This is a genomic window from Paraburkholderia ginsengisoli NBRC 100965 (assembly GCF_000739735.1).
Classification (GTDB): domain Bacteria; phylum Pseudomonadota; class Gammaproteobacteria; order Burkholderiales; family Burkholderiaceae; genus Paraburkholderia; species Paraburkholderia ginsengisoli.
In genome coordinates this window covers 44,735-64,452 of the sequence record NZ_BBJF01000023.1, presented here as the reverse complement: position 1 = coordinate 64,452, position 19,718 = coordinate 44,735, and the positions used below count along the sequence as shown (strand labels likewise).

At 62.7% G+C, this 19,718-nt stretch carries 21 protein-coding genes and 1 tRNA gene; 16 read left to right on the top strand and 6 right to left on the bottom strand.

Features of this window, described 5'->3' with window-relative positions; translation table 11 throughout:
- The first annotated feature begins 32 nt into the window (after positions 1-32).
- The 4 genes from BGI01S_RS25950 (at position 33) to tatC (ending at position 2,267) form a co-directional block, all read left to right on the top strand.
- On the top strand, positions 33-398 hold the full coding sequence (locus BGI01S_RS25950; protein WP_042329160.1) for a histidine triad nucleotide-binding protein: 366 nt from the start codon (positions 33-35) through the stop codon (positions 396-398).
- A 254-nt stretch (positions 399-652) separates the two neighbouring features.
- Entirely contained in the window at positions 653-892 is a 240-nt protein-coding gene (gene tatA, locus BGI01S_RS25945) for a Sec-independent protein translocase subunit TatA (RefSeq protein ID WP_042329157.1), read from the top strand.
- A 39-nt stretch (positions 893-931) separates the two neighbouring features.
- Positions 932-1,450: a Sec-independent protein translocase protein TatB gene (tatB, locus tag BGI01S_RS25940; protein WP_042329154.1), complete on the top strand. Its 519-nt coding sequence runs from the start codon at positions 932-934 to the stop codon at positions 1,448-1,450.
- A gap of 34 nt (positions 1,451-1,484) precedes the next feature.
- Positions 1,485-2,267, top strand: coding sequence for a twin-arginine translocase subunit TatC (gene tatC / locus BGI01S_RS25935; protein ID WP_042329150.1), 783 nt, complete (start codon positions 1,485-1,487; stop codon positions 2,265-2,267).
- A gap of 165 nt (positions 2,268-2,432) precedes the next feature.
- On the opposite strand, the gene BGI01S_RS25930 is transcribed toward tatC, so the two are convergent.
- Positions 2,433-3,653 carry a Do family serine endopeptidase gene (locus BGI01S_RS25930; RefSeq protein WP_042329147.1) on the bottom strand — a complete coding sequence of 407 codons (1,221 nt, stop codon included), beginning with the start codon at positions 3,651-3,653 and terminating at the stop codon, positions 2,433-2,435.
- Between the two features lie 19 nt (positions 3,654-3,672).
- On the opposite strand from BGI01S_RS25930, the gene BGI01S_RS25925 reads away from it, so the two are divergent.
- The 8 genes from BGI01S_RS25925 (at position 3,673) to BGI01S_RS25890 (ending at position 10,801) form a co-directional block, all read left to right on the top strand.
- The gene (locus tag BGI01S_RS25925; RefSeq protein WP_042329145.1) at positions 3,673-4,419 is read left to right on the top strand and encodes a Nif3-like dinuclear metal center hexameric protein; all 747 of its coding nucleotides are present in this window, start codon (positions 3,673-3,675) and stop codon (positions 4,417-4,419) included.
- A gap of 220 nt (positions 4,420-4,639) precedes the next feature.
- On the top strand, positions 4,640-5,260 hold the full coding sequence (gene petA, locus BGI01S_RS25920) for a ubiquinol-cytochrome c reductase iron-sulfur subunit (RefSeq protein WP_042329143.1): 621 nt from the start codon (positions 4,640-4,642) through the stop codon (positions 5,258-5,260).
- Complete coding sequence (locus BGI01S_RS25915) at positions 5,260-6,639, top strand: cytochrome b (RefSeq protein WP_042329140.1); 1,380 nt, start codon at positions 5,260-5,262, stop codon at positions 6,637-6,639. The genes petA and BGI01S_RS25915 overlap by 1 nt, the downstream gene beginning before the upstream one ends.
- 22 nt (positions 6,640-6,661) lie before the next feature.
- A complete protein-coding gene (locus tag BGI01S_RS25910) occupies positions 6,662-7,417 on the top strand; it encodes a cytochrome c1 (RefSeq protein ID WP_042329137.1) in 756 nt (251 codons plus the stop codon).
- Positions 7,418-7,512: 95 nt separating this feature from the next.
- Positions 7,513-8,124, top strand: coding sequence for a glutathione S-transferase N-terminal domain-containing protein (locus tag BGI01S_RS25905; protein WP_006052302.1), 612 nt, complete (start codon positions 7,513-7,515; stop codon positions 8,122-8,124).
- 67 nt (positions 8,125-8,191) lie between these two features.
- Entirely contained in the window at positions 8,192-8,701 is a 510-nt protein-coding gene (locus BGI01S_RS25900) for a ClpXP protease specificity-enhancing factor (protein ID WP_042329136.1), read from the top strand.
- A gap of 19 nt (positions 8,702-8,720) precedes the next feature.
- A tRNA-Thr gene (locus tag BGI01S_RS25895) sits at positions 8,721-8,796 on the top strand.
- Between the two features lie 880 nt (positions 8,797-9,676).
- A complete protein-coding gene (locus BGI01S_RS25890) occupies positions 9,677-10,801 on the top strand; it encodes a methyltransferase (RefSeq protein ID WP_042329134.1) in 1,125 nt (374 codons plus the stop codon).
- 195 nt (positions 10,802-10,996) lie between these two features.
- Here BGI01S_RS25890 and BGI01S_RS25885 read toward each other — a convergent pair whose 3' ends face one another.
- Entirely contained in the window at positions 10,997-12,277 is a 1,281-nt protein-coding gene (locus BGI01S_RS25885; RefSeq protein ID WP_042329132.1) for a TIGR03862 family flavoprotein, read from the bottom strand.
- 411 nt (positions 12,278-12,688) lie between these two features.
- Here BGI01S_RS25885 and BGI01S_RS25880 point away from each other — a divergent pair, with 411 nt between their 5' ends.
- Positions 12,689-12,898 (top strand): DUF1059 domain-containing protein, encoded by a 210-nt coding sequence (locus BGI01S_RS25880; RefSeq protein ID WP_042329130.1) that lies wholly within the window; start codon positions 12,689-12,691, stop codon positions 12,896-12,898.
- A gap of 105 nt (positions 12,899-13,003) precedes the next feature.
- On the opposite strand, the gene BGI01S_RS25875 is transcribed toward BGI01S_RS25880, so the two are convergent.
- Positions 13,004-13,324 (bottom strand): type II toxin-antitoxin system HicA family toxin, encoded by a 321-nt coding sequence (locus BGI01S_RS25875; protein ID WP_042329129.1) that lies wholly within the window; start codon positions 13,322-13,324, stop codon positions 13,004-13,006.
- Between the two features lie 372 nt (positions 13,325-13,696).
- On the opposite strand from BGI01S_RS25875, the gene BGI01S_RS25870 reads away from it, so the two are divergent.
- On the top strand, positions 13,697-14,539 hold the full coding sequence (locus tag BGI01S_RS25870) for a class I SAM-dependent methyltransferase (protein WP_042329263.1): 843 nt from the start codon (positions 13,697-13,699) through the stop codon (positions 14,537-14,539).
- Here the strand turns inward: BGI01S_RS25870 and BGI01S_RS25865 are convergent.
- Both BGI01S_RS25865 and BGI01S_RS25860 read right to left on the bottom strand, forming a co-directional pair.
- Positions 14,503-15,126: a DUF1415 domain-containing protein gene (locus tag BGI01S_RS25865; RefSeq protein ID WP_084585498.1), complete on the bottom strand. Its 624-nt coding sequence runs from the start codon at positions 15,124-15,126 to the stop codon at positions 14,503-14,505. The genes BGI01S_RS25870 and BGI01S_RS25865 overlap by 37 nt on opposite strands.
- Positions 15,127-15,252: 126 nt before the next feature.
- Complete coding sequence (locus tag BGI01S_RS25860; protein ID WP_042329127.1) at positions 15,253-15,903, bottom strand: TetR/AcrR family transcriptional regulator; 651 nt, start codon at positions 15,901-15,903, stop codon at positions 15,253-15,255.
- Between the two features lie 162 nt (positions 15,904-16,065).
- Here BGI01S_RS25860 and BGI01S_RS25855 point away from each other — a divergent pair, with 162 nt between their 5' ends.
- Positions 16,066-17,349 carry an MFS transporter gene (locus BGI01S_RS25855; RefSeq protein WP_042329126.1) on the top strand — a complete coding sequence of 428 codons (1,284 nt, stop codon included), beginning with the start codon at positions 16,066-16,068 and terminating at the stop codon, positions 17,347-17,349.
- A 186-nt stretch (positions 17,350-17,535) separates the two neighbouring features.
- Positions 17,536-18,129, top strand: a complete 594-nt coding sequence (locus BGI01S_RS25850; protein WP_042329125.1) for a nitroreductase family protein — start codon at positions 17,536-17,538, stop codon at positions 18,127-18,129.
- Positions 18,130-18,180: 51 nt separating this feature from the next.
- Here BGI01S_RS25850 and BGI01S_RS25845 read toward each other — a convergent pair whose 3' ends face one another.
- Positions 18,181-19,656 (bottom strand): MFS transporter, encoded by a 1,476-nt coding sequence (locus tag BGI01S_RS25845; protein WP_042329123.1) that lies wholly within the window; start codon positions 19,654-19,656, stop codon positions 18,181-18,183.
- Between the last annotated feature and the right edge of the window lie 62 nt (positions 19,657-19,718).

Here is a 19,718-nt window from a genome sequence, read left to right as displayed (position 1 = left end):
TCGCGCTCCAGTTATACCGCGTCAGGAATACGATGAGTCACGATCCGAACTGCCTTTTCTGCAAGATCGCCTCCGGCGAGATCCCGTCGACCAAAGTCCACGAAGACGAAGAGTTTGTTGCCTTCCGCGACATCCGTCCGGCGGCCGAAACGCACGTGCTGGTGATTCCGCGCAAGCACGTTGCCACGCTGTCGAATTGCACCGAAAGCGATGCGCCTCTGCTTGGTAGAATGCTTGTCCTGGTAGCGCGTCTGGCGGATCAGCTTGGCGTGGCGTACACCGGCGGCGAAACGGGTTTTCGCACGGTAATCAATACCGGTCCGGGCGGCGGCCAGGAGGTGTATCACCTGCACGCGCACATTCTCGCGGGACCGCGCCCCTGGCAACGGATGGGCTGACGGAAAAGCGCGGGTCATGGGCCCGCAGCGAGTTTTGGTCGAGGACAATAGCGCGGCCGTCGTTTTTAAGCACTGTAATAACGACGACGCGTTCAGCCGGCCACAATGGCATTTCGTCGTGCCGCCGGTTGAGTCGGAACACGCATAGAGGAAGCGCAAGCGCGGCAGAAGAAGCGCGAGTGCTTCGGTCACGCCGCAAGGCGCACGAATTTTTACCGCATCGCGGTGCGGTGTCGGGGTTAAGGAGAGTAGTCATGGGTTCGTTGAGCATTTGGCATTGGCTGATCGTGTTGCTGATCGTGGCGCTCGTGTTCGGCACGAAGAAGCTGCGCAACATGGGCAGCGATCTGGGCGGCGCGGTGAAGGGTTTCAAGGAAGGCATGAAGGAAGCCGAAACGCCGGCAGGCGAAGCGCAGCAGCGCGAGTTGCCGCGCAACGGCGCGGTGGATGTGGATGCGAAGGAAAAAGCGCCGCGTTCCGGCGATTACCGCTAAGCCGCGGCTGACCCGCGTTACTGACGGACATCCCACTTCATGCTGGACCTCGGTCTAACCAAGATGGCGCTGATCGGCGTCGTCGCGCTGGTCGTCCTCGGACCCGAGCGCCTGCCGCGCGTCGCTCGCACGGCAGGCGCGCTGTTCGGCCGCGCGCAGCGGTATATCAACGACGTGAAGTCGGAAGTCACGCGCGAAATCGAACTCGACGAATTGCGGCGCATGAAGACCGAGTTCGAAACGGCCGCGAGCAATGTCGAAACGTCCGTCCAGGACAATCTGCGCAAGCACGAAAGCGAACTGAACGACGCGTGGAACAGCGGGACGTCGGTGTCGCCGAGTATTGCCGGCGGTGCGCTCGAAGACGTCGGCAATACGTCGTGGCCGACCAGCACGCCGGCCGCAGCGCCAAAGCGCAAAAACTGGCGCGTCAAGCAGACCGCCATGCCCACGTGGTACAAGCGCGCCACCACGCGTCGCACGCGCGTGCAGTCGGGAGCGGCGCGCGTCGCGCGGCACACGCCCGCCACCCTGCGTCGCCCGACGCGGTTCTTCTGATGACCACAACGACAATCTCTAACCGAGGGCCGGTGTGAGCGACCCCCAGCATACCCAGGACGAAGGCACTGAAGAGACCTTCATTTCACACCTCGTTGAACTGCGCGACCGCATCATCCGCGCGGGCCTTGCTGTCATCGTGGTGTTCATCGGGCTCGTGTATTGGGCGCCGGACATTTTCCGGCTGCTGGCACGCCCGCTGATGCAGAACCTGCCGAAGGACGGCAAGATGATCGTCACCGACGTCACCGGCTCGTTCTTCGTGCCGATGAAGGTGACGATGCTGGTCGCGTTCGTGATCGCTCTGCCCATCGTGCTGTACCAGATCTGGGCATTCGTCGCGCCGGGGCTTTATCAGCACGAGAAGAAGCTGGTCGCGCCGCTGGTCGCGAGCAGCTACACGCTGTTTCTGTGCGGCATGGCGTTCGCGTACTTCGTGGTGTTCCCGACCATCTTCCGCGTGATGGCGCACTACAACGCGCCGCTCGGCGCGGAAATGACCACGGATATCGACAACTACCTGAGCTTCGTCCTGACGATGTTCATCGCGTTCGGCGTGACGTTCGAAGTACCGATCGTCGTCGTGCTGCTGGTCCGCATGAACATGGTCACGCTGAAGAAGCTCAAGGAGATCCGGCCGTATGTGATCGTCGGCGCGTTCGTGATCTCGGCCGTGGTGACGCCGCCGGACGTGTTCTCGCAACTGATCCTGGCGATTCCGTTGATCGTGCTGTACGAGGCGGGGATCATTGCGGCGCGGCTGATTGTCGGCAAGCAGCCGGCGGTGGTCGAGGACGCGAGTTCGCCGCCGGGTTGATTGAAGGCGCCGGGCGTTTGCGCGGCGGAGCGCGGAGCCGGCAGGCCACCAGACAAAAGGGCAGTCCATTGCGGGCTGCCCTTTTTGTTTCTGCTTCTGTTTCGACGACGGCAGGTCTCGCTCGCTAATGGTCCTGCGCGACCCGCTTCGTACTTTCTTGCGGCCTTAACCGGCGTCGTCGTCCTGCTGATCGCCGCCGTTATCTTCGACCGGCTGCTTCGGCGGGGGCGGCCGCTTGCCGATGGTGACGTCCAGATCGATCTCGCGGCCCTTGCGCACCAGGTGCACCTTCGCAGCCGTACCTGGTTTGATCTGCGCGATGACGTTCAGCAGGCGCGTGGTGTCGGTGATCTCCTGGCCGTTCACGCTCACCAGAATGTCGCCGGGCTTCACGCCCGCGCGGTCGGCGGGACCGTTCTTCAGCACGCCGGCGACGATCGCCCCCGACTTCTGCTCGAGCCCGAACGACTCCGCGATCTCCGGCGTCACATCCTGCGGCTCGACGCCGATCCAGCCGCGCGTCACCGTGCCGGTGGTGATGATGCTCTCCAGCACGCTGCGCGCGGTCGACACCGGAATCGCGAAGCCGATACCGAGCGAGCCACCGGAGCGCGAATAGATCGCGGTGTTGATGCCGAGCAGGTTGCCGTTTTCGTCGACCAGCGCGCCACCCGAGTTGCCGGGGTTGATCGCCGCGTCGGTCTGGATGAAGTTTTCGAACGTGTTGATGCCGAGGTGGTTGCGTCCGAGTGCGCTGACGATGCCCATCGTCACCGTCTGCCCGACGCCGAACGGATTGCCGATCGCGAGCACCACGTCGCCGACGCGTGTCTGGTCCATGCGGCCCAGCGTGATGGTGGGCAAATTGGTCATGTTGACCTTGAGCACCGCCAGATCCGTTTCGGGATCGACGCCAATCACTTTCGCATTGGTGGTGCGACCATCGGCCAGCGCGATTTCGATCTGATCGGCGCCGTCCACGACGTGCTGGTTCGTTAGAATGTACCCTTCCGAACTCACTATCACCCCGGAGCCGAGATTGGATGCCGGTTGCTCCTGCTGCTTGCCCTTGTTCCTGTCGCCGAAGAAGTAGCGGAACAGCGGATCTTTCGCGCGTGGATCGGGCGGCAGCGAGCCATCCTTGCTGGAGAACACATTGACGACCGCGGGCATGGCCTTTTGCGCGGCATCCGCGTAGGACGCCTGAGCGGGCCCGCTGCCGATGCCTGGCGCCACTTCCCGCAGGGCGACGATCGGTTCGGCGAGTTGCTTGCCGAATTGCCCTTGACGCTGGAGCCACTGCGGTTTGAGGGTCGCAATGATGAACATCAGCGCCAACAGCACAGTCACCGCTTGGGCAAAGAACAGCCAAAAGCGTCTAAGCATCTGAAGACTAGAGGTTTATATGGATCGGATCGAACTTGAATTGTACTTGAACAATCTTCTTGAAACCGCGCGCTTCAAGGACTATTGCCCCAATGGATTGCAGGTCGAAGGGCGTCGCCGGATCAATAAGCTCGCGACCGGCGTGACCGCGTCGGTGGCCTTTCTCGAAGCCGCGCTCGACTGGGGCGCGGACGCCGTGCTGGTCCATCACGGCTACTTCTGGCGCAATGAAGCGCCGCAGATCACCGGCCGCAAACATGCGCGCCTGAAACTGCTGATCGGCAACGACCTGAGCCTGTTCGCGTATCACCTGCCGCTCGACGACCACCCGGATTTCGGCAACAACGCGCAGATCGGCGCGAAGATGGGCTGGATCAGCGACGCGCGTTTCGGCGAGAACGACCTCGGCTGGCTCGCTACCTTTCCGATGCCGATCACGCTCGCGCACTTCACCGCGGAAATCGAACAGACACTCGGCCGCACGCCGCTCGTGTTCGGCGATCCGGATCGCGAACTGCGTCGCGTGGGCTGGTGCACGGGCGCCGCGCAAAACATGTTCGACGCGGCGATCAACGCGGGCGCCGACGTCTACCTGACCGGCGAAGTGTCGGAGTCGGTGATGCACACGTCGGCGGAGAGCGGCGTCGCGTTTCTTGCAGCCGGACATCACGCGACCGAACGCTTCGGCGTGCAGGCGGTGGGCAAACATCTGTCCGAGCAATTCGATATCGAACACCTCTTTATCGATATCCCTAATCCGGTTTGAATTGCGAATTGCATTAAAGAAGAAAAAGGCACGAATAACGCAGAGGGCGCTTAAAAGGAGGTGCAAAAAAGTTTGCGATTCGTACGGAGAAACCCTGATTTATCAAGGGCTTCGCACGGTTTTTGGTGCGCGGCCCTTGTAAATGGCGACTCCATTCGCGCAAACTAGCGGCGGTAGAAGAGACGTGAAGGAAAAATCCAACTCAGAAGTGGGGCGTGTGATGCGAGACAAAGAAGATGAGCGCGTCGACGGCAGCCGCCGGAACTGGCTGGTAGCGACGACCGTAGCAGGTGGCATAGGAGGCGTTGCCATTGTCGTACCCTTTGTTAGTTCGTTTGCACCATCTGAAAAGGCCAAGGCAGCAGGCGCCCCGGTCGAAGTCGATTTCAGCAGTCTCAAGCCCGGCGACATGATGACGGTCGCCTGGCGCGGCAAACCGGTGTGGATCATCAACCGCACCGACCAGATGCTCGCCGATGTCCAGAAAGCCGATAACCAGGTAGCGGACCCCCTCACCAAGAATCCCTTTTCGATGCCGTTGCCGGAGTACTGCAACAACGAATTCCGTTCACGCGCCGAGAACAAGCATCTTCTAGTTGCCGTCGCCGTGTGCACCCATCTGGGCTGCACGCCGACGCCGCGCTTCCAGGCGGGCGCGCAGCCCAATCTTCCGGACGACTGGCCAGGCGGTTTCCTGTGCCCGTGCCACGGCTCGACCTACGACATGGCCGGCCGCGTCTTCAAGAACAAACCTGCGCCGCAGAACCTCGACATCCCGCGCTTCATGTTCACGTCGGCCACCGGCCTCGTGATCGGGAAGGACGAGAAAGGAGAAGCGTAATGGCGATGGACCACGAAGTAGAGACGACCGGGCTGGTCGGCTGGATCGATCGGCGCTTTCCTCTGACGTCCACCTGGAAGAAGCACGTTTCCGAGTACTACGCGCCGAAGAACTTCAACTTCTGGTACTTCTTCGGTTCGCTCGCGTTGCTGGTGCTGGTCAATCAGATCGTCACCGGCATCTTCCTCACGATGAACTACAAGCCCGACGCGACGCTCGCGTTCTCATCGGTCGAGTACATCATGCGCGAGGTGCCGTGGGGCTGGCTGATCCGCTATATGCACTCCACGGGCGCGTCGATGTTTTTCGTCGTCGTGTATCTGCATATGTTCCGCGGGCTGATGTATGGCTCGTACCGCAAGCCGCGCGAACTGGTGTGGATCTTCGGTTGCCTGATCTTCCTGTGCCTGATGGCCGAGGCGTTCTTCGGCTACCTGTTGCCGTGGGGGCAGATGTCGTTCTGGGGCGCGCAGGTGATCGTCAACCTGTTCTCGGCGATTCCGTTCATCGGGCCGGACCTGTCACTGTGGATTCGCGGCGACTATGTGGTGTCGGACGTCACGCTCAATCGCTTCTTCGCGTTTCACGTGATTGCGATTCCGCTGGTGCTGGTCGGCCTCGTCGTCGCGCACCTCGTGGCGCTGCATGAAGTCGGCTCGAACAATCCGGATGGCATCGAGATCAAGGCGAAGAAGGGCCCGGACGGCGTGCCACTCGACGGCATTCCGTTCCACCCGTTCTACTCCGTACACGATTTCATGGGCGTCACGGTGTTCCTGCTGATCTTCGCGGCGATCATTTTCTTCGCGCCGGAAATGGGCGGCTACTTCCTCGAAGCCAATAACTTCGTGCCGGCTAATCCGCTGCAGACGCCGCCTGAAATCGCGCCGGTGTGGTACTTCACGGCGTTTTACGCGATGCTGCGCGCCACCACCGATCCGTTCAAGATCGTGCTGATGATCGTGATCGCGCTGCTCGGCCTGCTCGCGCTGGTGCGCGCGCGCGGCAAGTGGAAGCTCGGCCTGCCGGTGCTCGCGGTGCTGGTGATTCTGGCGATGGCCTTCACCGAATCGAAGTTCTGGGGCGTGGTGGTGATGGGCAGCGCGGTGATCTCGCTGTTCTTCCTGCCGTGGCTGGACCGCTCGCCGGTGAAGTCGATCCGCTACCGACCGTTTTTTCACAAGGTGTTCTACGGGATCTTCGTGATCGCTTTCCTGACGCTGGGCTTCCTCGGCACTAAACCGCCGTCGCCAGCCTCGACGTTGATCGCCCAGGTGTGTGCGCTGATCTACTTCGCGTTTTTCCTCGGCATGCCGTTCTGGACGCGGCTTGGCACGTTCAAGCAGCCGCCCGAACGGGTGCGGTTCACGCCTCACTAATCGCGAGCCAGGAGAACACGAAATGAAGAAACTGCTTTCGATGTGCGCGCTGGTCGGCGCGACACTGCTCTCGGTGCTGGCCGCTCCGGCCCACGCGGACGAGAATTTCCATCTCGACCGCGCGCCGGATAACGCGGAGAATTTCGCTTCTTTGCAGCACGGCGCGCAATTGTTTGTAAACTACTGCCTGAATTGCCACAGTGCGAACCTGATGCGCTACAACCGCCTGACCGACATCGGCATTTCGCCGAGCGAAATTCAGGCGAACCTGCTGTTCACCACCGATAAGGTCGGCAACACGATGACCGTGGCGATGCGACCGGAAGACGCGAAAGCGTGGTTCGGGGCGGCGCCGCCGGATCTGTCGGTGGAGGCGCGGGCGCGCGGCAAGGACTGGCTGTACACGTATCTCCGCAGCTTTTATCGCGACAATACGCGGCCCACCGGCTGGAACAATCTGGTGTACGAGAACGTGAGCATGCCTCACGTGCTGTGGCAGCTTCAGGGGCAACGTGCAGCGAAGTTCAGTGACGAAACCGACGAAAAAACGGGCGAAACGGTACACAAATTTGTCGGCTTCCAGCAGCTCACTCCGGGGACGATGTCGCCGGTAGATTATGATTCTGCTGTGGCCGACCTCGTGTCGTACCTGTCATGGATGTCCGAACCGACGCAGCAGACCCGCAAACAGCTTGGCGTGTGGGTGCTTCTGTTCCTCGGTATCCTGAGCTTTTTCGCCTGGCGACTGAACGCCGCGTACTGGAAACATATCAAATAATCACGCCGTCACCCGGCGTGGGGCCGGCGCCAGGAAAAACCTGCTGAACGGTTTTTCCGCGCGCTGGCCTTTCAGCTTTTTGAGGAAACGTAAATATGATGGTTCTGTATTCCGGCACAACTTGCCCGTTCTCCCAGCGCTGCCGGCTGGTGTTGTTCGAAAAGGGCATGGACTTCGAGATCCGCGACGTCGACCTGTTTAACAAGCCGGAAGACATCGCCGTGATGAATCCGTATGGTCAGGTGCCGATTCTCGTCGAACGGGACCTGATTCTGTACGAATCGAACATCATCAACGAGTACATCGACGAGCGCTTCCCGCATCCGCAACTGATGCCGGCCGATCCGGTGCAGCGCGCCCGCGCCCGCCTGTTCCTGCTGAACTTCGAGAAGGAACTGTTCGTGCACGTCGGCACGCTCGAAAACGAGAAGGGCAAGGCCGCCGAGAAGAATCACGAGAAGGCACGCCTCGCGATCCGCGATCGCCTGACGCAGCTCGCGCCGATCTTCCTGAAGAACAAGTACATGCTCGGCGAAGAATTCTCGATGCTCGACGTCGCGATCGCGCCGCTCCTATGGCGTCTGGATCACTACGGCATCGAACTGTCGAAGAACGCCGCGCCGCTGATGAAGTACGCCGAGCGCATTTTCAGCCGCCCGGCTTATATCGAAGCGCTGACGCCTTCGGAAAAGGTGATGCGTCGTTGAGTTTGGCTCGGGGCGAGGGCGCCGCGCAGCTCGTTGCGCGGACCCGCGCCCGGTAAGAGGACTGTTGATGCAAGAGATTTCCACGAAGCCTTACCTGCTGCGCGCGCTGTACGAGTGGTGCACGGATAACGGCTATACGCCGCACATCGCGGTCCGGGTCGACAATCAGACGCGCGTTCCGCGTCAGTTTGTGCGCGACAACGAAATCGTGTTGAACATCAGCTTCGAGGCGACCAGCCAGTTGCAGATGGGCAACGAGTGGATCGAGTTCAGCGCGCGTTTCTCCGGCAAGTCGCACAAGATCGAGGTGCCGATCGCCAATATTCTCGCGATTTACGCGCGTGAAAATGGCCAGGGCATGGCGTTCCCGGTCGAATCGGCGGGCGGCGAAGCGCAGGATTCCGGCGCTGACGCGGTGCCAGCGGACGAGGCCGATGCGCCAGCGCCGCGCGCGGTCGAAAGCTCGCCGGCGGGCGATGCAGCCGCCGCGAAAACGGATAGCGCGGCGACCGGCCCGCAACCTGACGACGATGGTTCAAAAGGTGGCGGAAGGGCTCGCCTCAAGATCGTAAAATGAAGTAGAATCACGGCCTCATGCCGGCTTAGCTCATCAGGTAGAGCGCTTGACTTGTAATCATGAGGTGGCGGGTTCGAGTCCTGCAGCCGGCACCAGTAGTATGAAACGGGGTTTCTGTTCAATCAGAAACCCCGTTTTTTATTTACCGGTCCAGAAGTCGTTTCATTTGGCGCGATTAATTAAATGATACCGAGAAAGGCAATCTCGCGTATTGCTGGCGGAAAAGAGCCCGAATGCGTTAAACGCAAACGTTGCACCAATGGCGATTAAAGGATTAAAAGAAAAAGATGAGTTGCGAACACCGATGGTGTCCGCAACCGAAAAGTCTATTTATTGGATTTGGACGCTACACGGGCTGACGCCCCGGGCCACTTGTGATCTCTCAGGTTCTTTTGTACAACCTTATTCGGCTGTCGAGAACTATACCGAGTGGATTGGCGTCTGTCTATTTTCTAGTGGTGCGCCGTGATAAAACATGACGTCGCGCAATAGCTAAGTCTGTGTCTATTTATCCATTTAGCATATTTTCGCGTTGATTAAAGTTTTCACGTCCAGCAGGCGTCGGCGGGTTCTCGATGCGGCGATGATTTTTCGAGCAACGAGCACGGCGGCCAGTCGGTGGGCCGATAGCGCCAATGACGGCGATAGACCGGCATACATCAGCCGGAGCCAATCTGCGACCGCGCCCGCCAAGCGGCATCGAGCCGCTCGCAAACCGCATCGGTGAGACTACAAGGCGCTCAAAATCGCCATATCTCTTTCACCTTGTCGATTGTGGACTATAAAGTCTACGAAAGTATCCCGACCCCGCTCCAGCCAGCCCGTCCGAAGAATTGCGCACCGCGAACCTGCGCGACAGAGGTACTATTCGGGCGTCAGTCGGCATCGCTATCTACAAGTACACCGGCGGGCCACGCCCCCCGACGACGCAACGTCTCACCCGCGTCACTCCCGCAACACCGATCCCACCTCACCATGACCAGCCCTGCAACCATTACCTGGCCCGAAGCCGACGGCCCCCGCACCGCGCGTTGGCGCTCCGAAGCGGCCGTGCCGCCGCCCAAACGTGTCGTCGTCGCGGATGACCGCACCACCGCCGACTCGGCCTACCGCCTCGCCTGCGAAGGGACCGCGCTGCTGTGGAACGGCGACTTCCAGAACGCTCGCCAATTGCTGCAGGCGGTCACCCGCCGGCTCGAGCGCAAGCCGCGCAAGCAGGGCGCAACGCCGATCGACGCGTTCAACCTGCATCGGCAGGCGCAGTCGCAGCGCGCGCGCACGCTCGGCATGATCCTGATTCCGCTCGACGCCGCCTACGGCATTCCGCTTCGCCGCGCGCCCGACGTGCAGCACGCGTGCATCGAAACCTACGGCCCGGCCACCGACGAAGCGTCGGTCGTGTCGTTGCGCGAACTGCTCGGTCTGATCGGTGCCCACGAGTGGCGCAAGAAGGGCGTCGAAATTCCCGCGCTCGGCGAGCGCATTCATCCGCACTACGGCGTGTTTTCGCCGGTGCGCGGCGAGTACGTCGATCTGGTCGCGCGCATGCCGCTGCCGTCGCTGAACAAGGCGTTCGATATCGGCACCGGCACCGGCGTGCTGGCCGCGCTGCTCGCCAAACGCGGTGTGAAGAAAATCGTCGCCACCGATCAGGATCCGCGCGCGCTTGCCTGCGCGCGTGAGAACCTCGCGCGCCTCGGCTACGACCAGCAGGTCGAGGTCGTTCAGGCGGACCTTTTTCCGGACGGCCGGGCGCCGCTCGTCGTCTGCAATCCGCCGTGGGTGCCGGCGCGGCCCGCGTCGCCGGTCGAATATGCGGTCTACGACCCGGAAAGCCGCATGCTGCTCGGGTTCCTGAACGGGCTCGCGGAGCATTTGTCGCCGGGCGGGGAAGGCTGGCTGATCCTGTCGGATTTCGCCGAGCACCTCGGCTTGCGTACGCGCGAGTCGTTACTGGCGGAGATCGAAAAGGCCGGTTTGACGGTGGTGGGTCGCGAGGACATTCGTCCGCGGCACCCGAAGTCGACGGATGAAACCGATGCACTGCACGAGGCGCGTGTGGCGGAAGTGACATCGCTGTGGCGTCTTAAGGCGCGTTGAGCGGGGACGGTGTGGCGCTCGGACGGGAAGCCGTGTGGTGGGGGACGTCGAGCCACGCGTCGTGCGTCCTGAGAATTGCGCGCTGCGCTCGAGCCCAAGCGCGAGCGCAGCGGCGCCGAAAGCGCGCTAGTCAGTCAAACGTCGGCGGCAAAAAACGCGTTGCCGCGCAGTCCGAAAGCCGCGCGGCAACGCACATCACGCCGACGCGCCGCGCTCCCCAAGTGCGTCGAGATAGTCCGCCGCGCCTCTGCCCGCCACCAACCCGCTGGCGAAACACGCGGTGAGCAGATAGCCGCCGGTCGGCGCTTCCCAGTCGAGCATTTCTCCCGCGCAGAAGATGCCCGGCAGCCGCTCGATCATCAGCTGCGCGTCGAGCGCTTCGAACGGAATCCCGCCGGCGGTGCTGATCGCTTCGTCGATTGGCCGGGCTCGCGTGAGTCGCACCGGCAGCGCCTTGATGGCATGCGCAAGGCCGAGCGCGTCAGCAAACGCCTCCTTCGACAAAACCTCGTGCAGCAACGCCAGTTTTACCCCGCTAATCCCGATCCTTCCGTGCAGATGACTCGCGATCGAACGTGACCCGCGCGGTCGCGTCACTTCCGCGACGACCCGCTCGAGCGCCAAGCCTGGCGCCAGATCCAGTGAAATCGTGAGGTTGCCGTCGGCCAGAATCCGCTCGCGGATCGGCGCCGACAATGCGTAAATCAGGCTCCCTTCGAGGCCCGTTTCGGTCAGAAGTATTTCACCTTGTCGATTGTGGACTTTATTGTCCACATCGGTGAGAGAGATGGCCACCGGCTTGATCGGCTGGCCGGCGAAACGCTCGCGCAGATATGGGCTCCAGTCCGCGTCGAAGCCACAGTTCGCGGGCCGCAGTGGCGCCACCGGCACTCGCTGTTCGACCATCAGCGGCACCCAGGCGGCATCGGAACCGAGGCGCGGCCAGCTTGCGCCGCCAAGCGCGAGCACGAGGGCGTCGCAGGTCACCGTCCGCTCGCCGTCGGGCGTCGCGAAGCGGAGCGTGTGCGTCGCCGCGTCATCGGTGTCGGAGCTCCAACCGCTCCACTTGTGCCGCATGTGGAACTGCACGCCTGCTTCCCGCAGCCGATGCAGCCACGCCCGCAGCATCGGCGCGGCTTTCATGTCGGACGGAAAAACGCGCCCCGAACTGCCGACGAACGTCTCGACGCCGAGTTCCTGCAACCACGCCCGCAATGCGTCGGGCCCGAATGCGTCGAGCAGCGGCGCGATTTGCCCGCGACGCGCGCCGTAGCGGCCGAGAAACGGTTCGAGCGGTTCCGAATGCGTGATGTTCATGCCGCCTTTGCCCGCCATTAAAAACTTGCGACCGACCGACGGCATCGCGTCATAGACGTCGACTTGCACGCCGCGCCGGGCGAGCGCCTCGGCGGCCATCAGGCCGGCGGGGCCGCCGCCAATCACGGCGACACGGGCGGAATCGAAGGAAGATGGCATGGGGACCTGCGGGTGAGCGGAACGAAGAGGCGGCGCGCCGGCCGGATCGGGCGATTCAGGACGGCGCGAAGGGCGCTATTTTCACACCGCGGACAGCACAGGGCAAACGCGCGGCCCGGCCGCCGGGCTGAAAAAAGCCGGATTCCGGCGTGCCGGTGACCGCCCGCCGTGTGTGCGCGTCCTTGCTCCCGACTCGCGCGAAACTATACTTTTGATACCCCTCCCTCGGACGCCGCGCGCGTCTTCTCGCGTCAAACCAGCCCACCGACTGCTTACCGCCCGACGCGGCCCGTCTCCCGCCATTCCACCATGGCGGCCGTCGCCGCCGCGCCGCGCCGTGGCCGGTGGCGATGTGGCTCGCGCGTCCGTTGCACGCGTGGAGGGTCGACAGTCTGGATCAAGGAGTGAGCCATGAGCCGCAAATACATCGATTGCCGCGAGTTCCCAAGTGAAACGAACTGCACCGTCGCGCTATCCGCCGACAACGAGAGCGAATTGCTCGAAGCGGCCGTGCAGCACGCGGTCGCCGTCCACAAACACACGGATTCACCGGAACTGCGTTCGCAACTCAAGACGCTGTTTCATGACGGCACGCCGCCGGTCGAAACACCGCGCGCGTGAGGGATCGTCCTTGCGGACGGGAGGGGGGGCGGTACGGCCCAGGCGAGCGGCGCAAGCCGCCCGCGGGTCGCGGTGTTGTCGGCGCGTGACGGGACTCCTTAAGCGCTAGCCAGGGTAAGCCTCGTCCACCTTCAGTCCGGCGAGCTTGAAGATGACCCGCAGCGTTTGCGGTTTGATATCGCGCCGCGACGCGAGCGTGGTCATCACGAAGTCGAGCACTTTGGCGTACTTGAGCATGGTCAGACACGTTTCCATGTCGACGCTGCCATCGCGCATGACTTCGGCCAGGCGCAGCATTTCGGTGGAGATGTCGCGCGCCATCTCGAGTTCGAGTTGCTGTTTCTCCGACCAGGCCGGCGTCGCGGTGAGCTTCGCCAGCATTTCCTGAAATTTCTGTTCTACGTTTCCGTTGGGTACCGTATCCATTGCCGCCTCTTCTATCATCCGAGCGCGCGTCCGCTTGAAGTCTCGGCACGCTGCTGGTTACGTAACGTTCGGCCCATATTCCTGGACCGTCCTCCCCACATGCATTCGGTCCCGTGATCGATGCCACGGCCGACAGCCTCTTGTTATGGGCGACACGGCTTGCGCTATCAGGCCACAAGCTTTTTTCGGTCACTCCGGAGACGTCCCGCGTGATGCTTTTCGAGCAGGAAGCGTTCCAGGTTGACGCGTTTTTCGCATGGTTTGCATGGGTCCTTCGGTGAGTGAACCGCACTTTGGGTAAACTGGCATCAACTTTTCCCTTTTTCCGTCATCTGTCGCACGTTCGCGTTGCAATTGATGACGGTCCACACGATGTCCAGCAAAACCCACGAAATCCGTCCGAACCAATCCGTCGAGTTGCTGAAGGAGCTCCACATCCTCACGCGCGACGGCAAGATGAATCAGGACAGCCGCCGCAAGCTGAAGCAGGTGTACCACCTGTTCCAGTTCATCGAACCGTTGCTCAAAGACCTGAAGGACAAACAGGGCGCCTTGACGCTCGTCGACCACGGCGCGGGCAAGTCATATCTAGGTTTTATTCTTTACGATCTTTTCTTCAAGGAGTTTCAGGGCGCGGCGGGTGGGGCGTCGCACATTTACGGCATTGAAACCCGTGAGGAACTCGTGACGAAGTCCGAAGAACTGGCCGCCCGGCTGGGCTTTTCGGGGATGTCGTTCCTGAATCTGTCGGTGGCGGAGTCGATCACGTCGGCGCGCTTGCCCGCGGAAATCGACATCGTCACGGCACTGCACGCCTGCAATACAGCGACCGACGACGCAATCCGTTTCGCGCTGGAAAAACGGGCCAAATACATCGTGGTGGTGCCGTGCTGCCAGGCCGAGGTGGCCGGCGTGCTAAGGCAGAACAAGGGCAAGTCGCTCGCGAACGCGCTGACCGAAATCTGGCGGCACCCGCTGCACACGCGGGAATTCGGCAGCCAGATAACGAACGTGCTGCGCTGCCTGCAGCTGGAGGCTCACGGGTATCAGGTCAGCGTGACCGAACTGGTCGGCTGGGAGCATTCGATGAAGAACGAACTCATCATCGCGCAGTACAAGGATCTGCCGGGACGCCGGCCGGCCGAGCGGCTCAACGAAGTGATGGAAACGCTCGGGATTCAGGAGTTGAAAGAGCGCTTTTTCGTTGCCGCCTGATTCTGCTTAAGCGAGGCGGAGCCGAAGCTTCTTCCCCGTTTCATCAACTCGTCCCAGCCGGCGAGACCGATTCGCCGTAGCGTCGCCTGATTGCGCTCATAGATAGCTTCCGCGTCGGGAAAGGCCTGAACGGCCCGCTCGATGCTGTCTTCGCGCAGCAAATGCAGGATCGGATAGGGCGCCCGGTTCGTATAGTTCTCGATATCGTCCGGCTCGCTGCCTTCGAACTGATAACACGGATGGAAGCTCGCGATCTGCACGATCCCTTCGAGCCGAAGCTGCTTGATGAGCCGGTCGGCGAAGAACACGCAATCGTTGAAGTCGAGAAAGTCGCCGAGCGCGCGGGGCAGGATCAACAGCGTCGTGTCGACGGCGGCCGGATCGGCGGCGACCAGCGTTTGCAGCTCGGCTTCGAGATCCGTCAACACGCCTTCCATGTCCACTGCGTCGCTCACGACGTAGCGAATCTGTCCCTTCACGTGCACTGCCTTCGCAAACGGACACAAATTGAGTCCGATCACGGCCTCCGTCAACCAGTGACGAGTGGCGGCAACAACGGCATCGTGGGATTCGACAGGCAGCGACATGGCAGACGATACGATGGGTAAAAGCGCCATTCTAACGGCGCGAACCCGCGCCGCTTCGCATCTGGCGCAAACCGCGGCGTCAAAAAGCGCAGCCGGATCCGGCTTCGCTCGATCCGCGGCATTATCTCAAGTCGGGCGTTTTCCGCCGCAGGCCGCGGCAATCAATTGCGCGGCAGCTTTCGGCGCGGCCAGAATCGGCCCGCATCCGGGCCCGTAGGTCTGACTCGCCGCATACACGCCTTCGATCATCAGACCGAGCGCATTCGCGAGAGCCTCGGGATCGTCGGCGCCGGCAGCCGTCGACAGTTCGACGAGGCGCGCCATCAAACGCTCCTTGTTGCGGAAGACGAACTGCCGTGCCGGATGCGCGGTGTCCGAAAATTCCACCGACACGTTCACGAACGGACAGCCGCGATAGTCGCTGACGGATGCGCGCACCGCGAGGTCGTCGAAATACTGCTGAAGCTGCTTCGCCGGTTCGCCCGGATGTTGGGCGAAACTGCGCTCCACGTAGCCGAAGAACCGCTCGTCCTGCTGTTCCAGATAAGCCATCACCAGCTCGTCCTTCGACGAAAACTGGCGGTACAGACTCATCTTGTTCACGCCGGCGCGCTCAACCACGGCATCGACGCCGACCGTGCGCACGCCTTCGCGATAAAACAGCTCGCTCGCCGCGCGCAGCAGATTGCGCTGCGCCTGCGGGCCGGCCGTCTGCACAGCGCGCGCACGCCGCGCGCGGGCTTTACCGGTCGGCTTCGGGGTTTCGCTGTCGGACATGATGGCCACCTGAGTTGAACTGAATTGATGCCTTGACATGTTACCGACCAGTAACTAATATCGCAACACCAATTGTGACCGATCTGTCACAAGTCATTTACTGAACCCGTAATAATACGAACGACGCAGCCCGCGAAAGGCGCTGCGTAGACTGGAGGTCCAATGAACTGGGCAGCGAGACTGATTGGCGGGCGGTTCCACTATGGCTGGCTGACGGTCGCGGTGGTGTTTCTGGTATTGCTGGCGGCGGCCGGCACACGCGCGACGCCGAGCGTGATGATGGTGCCGCTGGAGCATCAATTCGGCTGGAGCCGCGCAACGATTTCGCTGGCGATCTCGGTGAACATCGCGCTTTACGGCCTGATGGGGCCGTTCGCGGCGGCGGCGATGCAGCGTTTCGGCGTACGTCCCACGCTGCTCGTCGCGCTCGGCACGATGGCCGGGGGGGTGGCGTTGTCGTCGCTGATGACGCATCCGTGGCAGATGGTGCTGGTCTGGGGCGTGATGGTCGGAGGCTCGACGGGCGTGGCGGCGCTGTCGTTGTCGGCGACCGTGGTGACGCGCTGGTTCACCACGCGCCGCGGCCTCGTCATGGGCATTCTCACGGCCAGTTCGGCCACCGGCCAGTTGGTGTTCCTGCCGATGCTCGCGGCCATCGCCGAGCATTATGGCTGGCGCCAGGTGGTGTGGGTCGTCGCGCTCGCGGCGGCCGTGGTGATTCCACTGGTCGCGTTTCTGCTGCCCGAACGCCCGGACGACATGCAGTTGCGCCCCTACGGCGAGCCGCACGACGCGCCGGTCGCCAGCACCGTCACGAAGCAGAATCCGCTCGCCATCGCGTTCGGCACGCTCGGCATGGCGAGCAAGACCCGCGACTTCTGGCTGCTGTTCTTCAGCTTCTTCATTTGCGGCGCGAGCACCAACGGCTACGTCGGCACCCATCTGATCGCGATGTGCGGCGACTATGGGATGACCGAGGTGCAGGGCGCGTCGCTGCTCGCCGCGATGGGCATCTTCGATCTGTTCGGCACGACGCTGTCGGGCTGGCTGTCGGACCGCTTCAATAGTCGCGTGCTGCTCTTCTGGTATTACGGTCTGCGCGGCCTGTCGCTGATGTACCTGCCGCACGCGTTCGGTATCGACTTCTTCGGTCTGCCGATATTCGCTGTGTTCTACGGGCTCGACTGGATCGCCACCGTTCCGCCGACCGTGCGTCTCGCGACCGACGTGTACGGCAAGGAAGCGGCGCCGGTGGTGTTTGGTTGGGTGGTCGCGGGCCACCAGCTCGGGGCGGCGTTCGCGGCGCTCGGCGCGGGCATGCTGCGCGCGAGCCTCGGCACTTATACCGTGGCGTCGATGATTTCAGGTGGCCTCTGTCTAATCGCCGCCGTGATCGTATTGCGGATCAACCGGCCGGCAAAGGTGCCGCAGCCGCAGGCGGTGTGAAGCCGCACGGCGCGAGCGCGCCAAAGCAATGAGGCAACCGGCGACGGCCCCACTCGGGGCCGTTTTCTTTTGCAGCCGGCGTGGAAACAAACTGAGTGCTTGTTGGAGCGCACGCGGCGAAGCCCGGTTATGCTATGTGGCCCCGGGCAGCCGCCCGACGATCATGAATTTCGACCGAGAGAGCGCATGACCACGAAACCCGCCCCTACCGAAGTTGCCATTCACGAGCTGATTGCAGGCCGCTGGAGCCCGCGCGCGTATTCGAGCGAGCCGGTGAGCCGTGAGCATCTGCGTGCCGTGCTCGAAGCAGCGCGCTGGGCGCCGTCTGCCTACAACGCGCAGCCGTGGCGGTTTCTGGTATTCGATCGCAGCGTCGATGAAGTCTCGTTCAAGCAGGCGTTCACGACGCTGGTGCCGTTCAATCAGGGCTGGAATACGCGCGCGCCGGTGCTGATCGCCGTGACCGCGCACACGCTGACGAGCAAGGGCGAAGTGAATCGCTGCGCGCCGTACGATGCCGGCGCCGCCGCAATGGCGCTCGTGTTGCAGGCGCATGCGCTCGGGCTCGCCGCGCATCAGATGAGCGGTTTCGACCCGAACGCGTTCCGCACGACCTTCGCGCTGCCGGCCGACGTCGACGTGTTCGCGATCATTTCGCTCGGCCATTACGGTGAGGTCGACAAGCTGGATCCGGTGCTGCGCGAGCGCGAGAAGTCGGTGCGCCAGCGTCTGCCGCTGGCCGACGTCGCCTACGGCGGCGGCTGGAAGAAGGCCCTCTAAGCAGCGAGTCTCGCTCGATCCCCAAAACGCGCGGCGCCGTCCGCGCGTTTTTTATTGCACGTCGTCCGCGACGCTTGAGAGCGGCGTTGCCACGTGCTCCAGCGATTTGCGCTCCGCATCCACGCCCCAGATTGCGGCGACCACCGCCGCCGCGAGCATCAGCGCCGAGCCCACCAGATAGCCTGAGAACACCGCGCTGCGTTCATGCGTGTCGATCAGTCGGCCGAAGAACGCTGGCCCGACGATACCGCCAAGCGCCGTGCCGAACGCGTAGAAGACCGCGATCGCCAGCGCGCGGATTTCGAGCGGAAACGATTCGCTGACCGTCAGATACGCCGAACTCGCCGCCGCCGACGCGAAGAAGAAAATCACCATCCAGGCGATCGTCTGCGTGACGACGGTGAGCATCTGCTGCTCGAACAGATAGCCGCTCAGCGTCAGCAGGATCGCGGACAGCCCGTAAGTCGTCGCGATCATCTTGCGCCGTCCGATCACGTCGAAAAGCCGGCCGAGCAGCAGCGGTCCGAGAAAATTGCCGAGTGCGAACGGCAGCAGATACCAACCGATGTGTTCGCCCGGTACTTGATAGAAGTCGGTAAGGACCAGCGCGTACGTGAAGAAGATCGCGTTGTAGAAGAAGGCCTGCGCGGTCATCAGCGTCAGGCCGACCAGCGCGCGGCGGCGGTGCACGTTGAAGAGCGTGTGAAACACCTCGCGCAGCGGCGTATGGTTGCGGGCGCGCAGCCGCAGTCGAGTGAGGGTGTCGTCGGAAAGCGCGTGACCTTCGTCGCGAAAGCGCGTCTCGATGCCTTCGACGATTGCGCGCGCGTCGCGCTCGTCGCCGTGTGTAAGCAGCCAGCGCGGGCTTTCGGGCACCCAGATGCGCATCGGCAGGATCGCCAGCGCCAGCACCGCGCCGATGAAGAAGCACGCGCGCCAGCCCCAGTCGGCCGGCAGCAGACCTGGGTCGAGCAGCACTAGCGAGCCGGCCGCGCCGAGCCCCGCGCCGACCCAGAACGTGCCGTTGATGCCGAGATCGGTCCAGCCGCGCACCCGCGCCGGGGTGAATTCCTGGATGGTCGAATTGATCGCCGTGTATTCGCCGCCGATGCCCGCGCCGGTCAGAAAGCGAAACAGCAGGAAACTGGCGAGATTCCACGACAACGCGGTCGCCGCGGTGGCGACCAGGTAGACGGCGAGCGTGATAAAAAACAGCTTGCGGCGGCCTAGCCGGTCGGTCAGCCAGCCGAAGCCGAGCGCCCCGAGCACCGCGCCGGCGATGTACGCGCTGCCCGCGAGCCCCACGTCGGCGTTGGAAAAGCGCAACGACGGACTGGATTTCAGCGCACTCGCCACCGCGCCCGCCAACGTCACTTCGAGACCGTCGAGCAGCCACGTCACGCCCAGCGCCACCACGATCAGCGAATGAAAGCGGCCCCACGGCAGGCGGTCGAGCCGCGACGGCAGGTCCGTTTCAATCAGCGTGGCGGTTTTTTCGTGGACAGCGGCAGTCGGCGGCGCGCTCATTGCTTGAGGTCTCCTCAATCTGGAAATTTGGCGGCGTATCCTGTCGCAAAGAGCAAAATTCA